At 42.4% G+C, this 6,797-nt stretch carries 6 protein-coding genes; 5 read left to right on the top strand and 1 reads right to left on the bottom strand.

Going from position 1 to position 6,797, the window contains the following annotated elements; genetic code table 11:
• Positions 1 to 630: alpha/beta fold hydrolase (locus LRA01S_RS09990; RefSeq protein WP_061775479.1), on the bottom strand; the 630-nt coding region annotated here is incomplete at its 3' end.
• A 244-nt stretch (positions 631 to 874) separates the two neighbouring features.
• Between LRA01S_RS09990 and lplA the strand changes: the two genes are divergently transcribed.
• The 5 genes from lplA to lpdA are packed head-to-tail and all read left to right on the top strand — an operon-like array spanning position 875 to position 6,747.
• Positions 875 to 1,858 (top strand): lipoate--protein ligase, encoded by a 984-nt coding sequence (gene lplA / locus LRA01S_RS09985; protein ID WP_061775478.1) that lies wholly within the window; start codon positions 875 to 877, stop codon positions 1,856 to 1,858.
• A 40-nt stretch (positions 1,859 to 1,898) separates the two neighbouring features.
• Entirely contained in the window at positions 1,899 to 3,011 is a 1,113-nt protein-coding gene (locus LRA01S_RS09980; RefSeq protein ID WP_061775477.1) for a thiamine pyrophosphate-dependent enzyme, read from the top strand.
• Positions 3,012 to 3,992 carry an alpha-ketoacid dehydrogenase subunit beta gene (locus LRA01S_RS09975; RefSeq protein WP_061775476.1) on the top strand — a complete coding sequence of 327 codons (981 nt, stop codon included), beginning with the start codon at positions 3,012 to 3,014 and terminating at the stop codon, positions 3,990 to 3,992.
• Positions 3,993 to 4,007: 15 nt separating this feature from the next.
• On the top strand, positions 4,008 to 5,330 hold the full coding sequence (locus LRA01S_RS09970; protein ID WP_061775475.1) for a dihydrolipoamide acetyltransferase family protein: 1,323 nt from the start codon (positions 4,008 to 4,010) through the stop codon (positions 5,328 to 5,330).
• A gap of 4 nt (positions 5,331 to 5,334) precedes the next feature.
• Positions 5,335 to 6,747 carry a dihydrolipoyl dehydrogenase gene (gene lpdA, locus LRA01S_RS09965; protein ID WP_061775474.1) on the top strand — a complete coding sequence of 471 codons (1,413 nt, stop codon included), beginning with the start codon at positions 5,335 to 5,337 and terminating at the stop codon, positions 6,745 to 6,747.
• Positions 6,748 to 6,797 lie beyond the last annotated feature (50 nt).

The raw sequence follows: 6,797 nt of genomic DNA, 5'->3' as shown, positions 1-6,797 counted from the left end.
CGATAATTCACCAGAGATAAATAGAATCGGGATTGTCGTCTGTTTGAGTACATCTCGGTAATCTTTAGTGAGCAAGTCGAGTAATAAAGGTTCGGTTTGTTCAAATTTGAAAACTTGATTGCCCCGCATCATCTTGCGCAATAAATCTGTGTTGATTTTCTTTTTAATCAAAGAAAGACTTGCCAAAGTCGTATTGGCCTCAGTGATGGTTTGCCAAGTCAAGCCATACATACCTAGCTGCCAGTCAGGTGTATTAATAGGTTTGGGACTGCTATCGATAAAAGTCACGCTCTTGATATCGTGATCACCAAATAAACTGATGTATTCAAAAGCAACGCCACACCCCATCGAATGGCTGATAATATGATAGCTTTCCAGCTCCAGAAGCTCTACCATTTCCTTGATATCTTTTGCTTGGCGACTAATCCGCAGACCAGAAATCACATCCGCATTTTTGCCGTGCCCTCGTTTATCAAGATGAAGACAACGAAAGCCATGTTCACTCAAAAAGTCAGTTTGCGCAGACCAACTATATTCATGTCCCGAATAGCCTGCGATAAAAATAACAGGAATACCCTCGCCAACACTTGCAAACTCTAGGGTTACACCATCACTCGTCGTAAAATTCAATTCGATATCCGCCTTCTCTTTCGTCCTATCTCCATTATAAACAAAAAAGTTGATTAATTTCCAGTCAAATTAGTTGAAAAATTAATGAAAACAATGAATAATAGAATATGGAAAGCGATTTCAAATCATCATCTGGTATCATGCCGAAAGGCTATGATAAAGGAATGTTATCACACCATACAAGGTGAGGTGACTGACACTCAGTAAATGTATTTGGAATCAAAATAAATAGGGGGATTAGTTAATGCGATATTTTGTAAATAAAAACAGGACCGCACCATTTAACATCGCGATGGATGAATGGTTACTGACTCATTTAAAACCTGAGGCACCTGTTTTTACTTTATGGCAAAATAACAATGCAGTCATCGTTGGTAAACATCAAAATACTTATGAAGAAGTCAACGAAGCAGTTGTCAAAGAAAAAGACATCGAAGTCATCCGCCGTGTTACAGGCGGTGGCGCTGTTTACCATGATTTAGGAAATTTGAACTTTACCTTTATCATTCCGGTTGCAAGGCCAGAAGATGTGGATTGGAAAGTTTTCGTACAGCCCGTTGTGGATGCCTTGCATAAATTGGGGATTCCAGTAGAGATTACAGGTCGCAATGACTTGGTCTTGGATGGTAAAAAAATCAGCGGTAATGCCCAACGTTATCAAGACGGCTACCTCATGCATCATGGCACACTCATGTTTGATGTGGATGTTGAAACCATGGTGCGTGTCCTGAATGTAAGCGATGAAAAATTCATCTCGAAAGCTGTTAAAAGTGTTAGAAGTCGTGTCGGCAGTATCAAACAATACGCGCCAGACTTAACATTAGAAGATTTTCAAGCAGCATTGACAGATGAATTGAGCCGCAATGGTCAAGACCAACCGATTCAATTAACTGAAACACAATTAAACGAAATCAAAACGCTAGAAAAAGAAAAATTCTCAACATGGGAATGGAACTACGGTGAAAGTCCTGCCTTTAACTACCATGCACATGAAAAATTTGCAGGTGGTATCTTAGACATTAAAGCAGACATTGTCCAAGGGATCATTCAAGACATTCACTTTGGTGGTGATTTCTTGGGGGTGGAAGATATTGAAAGATTGATCCCACAACTCATCGGTGTGCCATTTGAAGAAGCAACCATTCGAAATATTTTGGTTCAAAATCAAGATAAAAAATATTTCGGTACGATTTCAAATGACGAAGTGCTGTCACTCATCAACGACTGATAGCTACAACACGCAAGTACTATATTATAGGAGGCAAAGAATGACGAGTCAAGCATTAGAAATTTTAAATTTCGAACAACAATTGCAAGTACAAGATGATAGCTTTAAAGAATTAAGCGTCTTGGATAAAGACGGAAACATCATCGACGAAGCTGGATTTGAAGCAGCTGAATTATCAGATGACAAATTGGTTGAACTCATGAAACGCATGATCAAACAATTGGTCCTCAATGAACGTAGTGTCAAGTTAGCCAAACAAGGTCGACTTGGTTTTGTGGCGCCTACACGTGGTCAAGAAGCCAGTCAAACAGCGACAAGTTTCGCCTTTAACGATGCGGATTACTTGATGCCAGGTTACCGTGATATTCCCCAAATGATCCACAAAGGTTTCCCAATCTACAAAGCCTTTCTCTGGAGCCGTGGTCATCACGAAGGTAACTTGATGGAAGGGATCAACACTTGGTTCCCACAAATCATCATTGGCGCCCAGTTCGTCGAAGCAGCAGGTATCGGTCTTGGCATGAAAAAACGTCAACTTGACGCTTGTGCCTACACTTATACAGGTGATGGTGGTTCATCACAAGGTGACACCTACGAAGGAATGAATATTGCGGGTGCTTTTAAAGCAAATGCAGTCTTTATCATCCAAAATAATGGCTATGCCATTTCAACACCACGTAAGGTTCAAACAGCAGCAACACACTTAGCCTCTAAAGGTTGGGGGGCAGGGATTCCAAGTATCGTCGTTGACGGGATGGATGCCATTGCTTGTTACCTCGCAGCTAAAAAAGCACGTGAATGGACAGTAGCTGGAAATGGTCCTGTTCTTATTGAAACGATGACTGACCGTCTTGAACCACATTCAATGAGTGGTGACGATCCTTTACGTTACCGGACAAAAGAATCTATCGAAGAATGGCAAAAACTTGAGCCACTTATCCGCATGCGCATCTTCCTAGAAAACAAAAATCTCTGGAGCGAAGCGATTGAGTCAGAGTATAAAGAAGAAGTGAATGCAGAAATCGACGACGCTGTGAAAAAAGCTGATAACGTTCAAAAACAAAAAGTGTCAGAATTTATCGAAACTACATTTGAACAACCAGGTTTTGTACAAGCAGAACAAATCGAAAAATTCAGAGAGGCGGGCAAATAAATGGCAGTCAAAACTTATATCGCAGCGATTACAGAAGCGTTAGACTTAGCACTTGAAAAAGACGAAAATGTCCTCATTTTCGGCGAAGATGTCGGTAAAAATGGTGGTGTTTTCCGAGCAACAGATGGTTTAAATCAAAAGTATGGAGACGAACGTGTCTTTGATACACCCTTGGCTGAAAGTGCCATCGGTGGTTTGGCTATCGGTTTGACAACACAAAACTTCCGCCCAATTATGGAAATCCAATTCTTCGGTTTCATTTTTGAAGTGATGGATTCACTCTCAGGTCAAATGGCACGGAATCGTTTCCGTTTCCATGGCACTCGTGAATTCCCAATTGTTGTGCGTGCGCCTTATGGTGGTGGCACACATACACCAGAAATGCACGCGGATAACTTGGAAGGCTTGATGGCTCAAACACCAGGCTTGCGTGTTGTCATGCCAAGTAACCCAGCAGATGCGAAAGGTCTCTTGCTATCAGCGATTGAATCTAATGACCCAGTCGTTTACCTAGAAAACCTCAAACTTTATCGTTCAATAAAAGGCGAAGTGCCAGAGGGCTATTACACAACACCTTTAGATAAAGCAGCCGTTGCTAAAGAGGGTGAAGACATCTCCATTATTACCTATGGTGGTTTGGTACCGGTTTGTATGAAAGCAGCAGAAATGCTTGAAAAAGAAGGTATTAATGCGGAAGTTATTGACTTGCGGACAGTAAGCCCGTTGGATATCGAAACGATCGGCAAATCAGTTGAGAAGACTGGCCGTGTCGTTGTGGCGCAAGAAGCACAACGTCAAGCAGGGATTGGTAGTGCTGTGATGGCAGAAATTTCTGAGCGGTTCATCATGAGCTTGGAAGCGCCAATCGGTCGCGTTTCAGCACCAGATAGTGTTTATCCTTTCGGTGCAGCTGAAAATGACTGGTTACCACAAGTTGATGACGTGATTAACTCAGTTAAAAATGTTTTATCTTTTGAATAATAGGGGAGTAGTAAAATGACAGAAATTTTTCGGATGCCAGACGTTGGCGAGGGCATGCACGAAGGGGAGATTGCTAGCTGGTTAGTCAAAGTTGGCGATACGATTAAGGTAGATGATGCCATAGCAGAAATTCAAAATGATAAATTGCTACAAGAAATTTTATCACCCTACAGTGGTAAAATTACAAAATTGTTCGTTGAAGCGGGAACAGTCGTTGAAGTTGGCGCACCGTTGATCGAATTTGATGGCGATGGCTCAGGTTCTGCTGCAGGGGATGCAGCACCGGCACCAGCAGCAAGCGAACCCGTAGCAGAAGCAGCACCAGCTGTACCTGCACCAATTGCGGCAATCAACGAAGCAGTTGCGCAAGAAGCAGCAGCGCCAGTTGAAGGCAAGACTGCACCAGTGATTGCTGGTAAAGTCCGTGCCATGCCAACAGTTCGTCGTTTTGCACGTCAAAATAACATTGATTTGACTACCGTTGCGGCAACAGGTCGCCACGGCAACTTGACTTTAGATGATGTGAAGAATGCCTTGAACGGTACTGGTGCACCAGTTGCGCCAGTCGAAGCTGAAGTAGCACCTCTTGCTGAACCAGCAGCGGTTGCGGCAGCACCAGCCAGCGCACCAGCTGAAAAAGCAGGTCGCGTGCCAATGACGCCAATCAGAAAAGCGATTGCGCGTAACATGACAAGTCAAAAACAAAATGTCCCACACGTAACCTTGTTTGAGCAAGTTGAAGTGTCTAAATTGATGGCACACCGTGCGACATTTAAAGATGTGGCTTTGCAACAAGATGTTAAATTGACTTACATGGCCTATGTTGCCAAAGCTTTGGCATCATTAGTGAAACGTTTCCCTGATTTGAATGCACATGTAGACATGGCAAAATCAGAAATCGTTTACCCAGAAGGTATCCATGTTGGGATTGCAGTTGATACACCAAACGGCTTGTTTGTACCAGTTGTTAAAAATGCGGATCAAAAATCAATCCTTGCGATCGCTAAAGAAATCGCTGATTTGGCAGTCCGTGCGCGCGATGGTAAATTAACACCAGACGTGGCTTCAGGTTCAACGATTACGATTTCAAACATCGGTAGTGCAAGAGGTAACTGGTTTACCCCTGTTATCAATGTCAATGAAGCAGCAATTCTAGGCTTGGGCACCATTGCCAAAGAGCCAATCGTTAATGAAGAAGGCGAAATCGTCGTTGGCAACATGATGAAATTATCATTGTCATTCGACCACCGTCTCATCGATGGTATGTTGGCACAAAGCGCCATGAATGACTTGAAAAAAATGCTTAATGATCCAGCATATATGCTGATGGAGGTTTAATGTAATGGTTGTAGGAAGTCAAGCAAAAAGTGTTGAAACAATCGTTATCGGAAGTGGACCTGGCGGCTATGTCGCAGCCATCCGTGCTGCTGAATTGGGTCAAAAAGTAACAATTATTGAACGTGATGCCATCGGTGGTGTCTGTCTCAATATCGGATGTATTCCATCTAAAGCGTTGATCAATGCAGGTCATGCCTATTATAGTCAAAACCACCAAATGGATAGCATCATGGGCGTGCAGTCTAAAGGCGCAACTTTGGACTGGGCAGCAACACAAAAATGGAAAAATGAAAAAGTTGTCAATACCTTAACAGGTGGTGTTGCCATGCTTTTGAAAAAACATAAAATTGATATTGTCCGTGGTGAAGCACGTTTCAATGACAATCAAGTCGTGAATGTTATTTCTGAAGATGAAAGCCATCTTTTGGAATTTGAAAAATGTATCATTGCGACAGGTAGCCGTCCGATTGAAATCCCAGGCTTTGCTTTTAAAGGGCGTGTCGTGAATTCAACAGGTGCACTTAGCTTGCCTGAAGTACCTAAACATCTTGTTGTCATCGGTGGTGGTGTCATCGGTAGTGAGTTAGCAGGTGCTTATGCCAACCTTGGCTCAAAAGTAACGATTTTAGAAGGCCTACCACACATCTTAAATGGTTTTGACAAAGAAATGTATAGCTTTGTTGTTGATGACTTTAAAGAAAAAGGCGTAGAAATCATTACTAATGCTAAAGCTAAAGCAGCGGTTCAAGATGACAACTCTGTAAAAGTAACTTACGAAGTTGACGGTAAAGAAGTTGAAATTGAAGCAGACTACTGTCTCGTTTCAGTCGGCAGAAAACCAAATACAGATGAACTTGGTTTGAATACAACTGACGTTAAATTGACAGATCGCGGACAAATCATTGTCAATGATCGTCAACAAACAAGCGTACCGCATATTTATGCTATCGGTGATATCATTGAAGGCCCAATGCTTGCGCACAAAGCTAGCTATGAAGCTAAAGTCGCTGCAGCAAACGTTGCCGGCGAAGATATGAGAAACTGTGCGATTTCAATTCCTGTAGTTGCTTACTGTGATCCAGAACTTGCGACAATGGGTGAAACCATTGACACAGCTAAGGAGAAAAACTTAGACTTCATGGTCAGCAAATTCCCATTTGCAGCCAATGGTCGTGCCATTACGATGAATGCGACGAAAGGCTTTATCCGAATTTTGAGTGATAAAGCAACACGCGTTGTTATCGGCGCTCAAATCGCTGGACCTGGTGCCAGTGACTTGATTAGTGAATTTGCGCTTGCCATTGAAAATGGTTTGACAACAGAAGACATCTCAATGACCGTCCATCCTCACCCAACACTTGGTGAAGCAATCATGGACACAAGTGAGCTTGCTGATGGTGTGCCGATTCATATTTAATTCTATAGAAGAAAAGCTTTGAAATGCGAATTTCAAACAAAATAAAATGG

It is taken from the genome of Pseudolactococcus raffinolactis NBRC 100932 (assembly GCF_001591765.1).
GTDB classification, from domain to species: Bacteria; Bacillota; Bacilli; order Lactobacillales; family Streptococcaceae; genus Pseudolactococcus; species Pseudolactococcus raffinolactis.
Note: the sequence above shows the minus strand (reverse complement) of the source record. Positions and strands in the feature narration are given on the sequence as shown.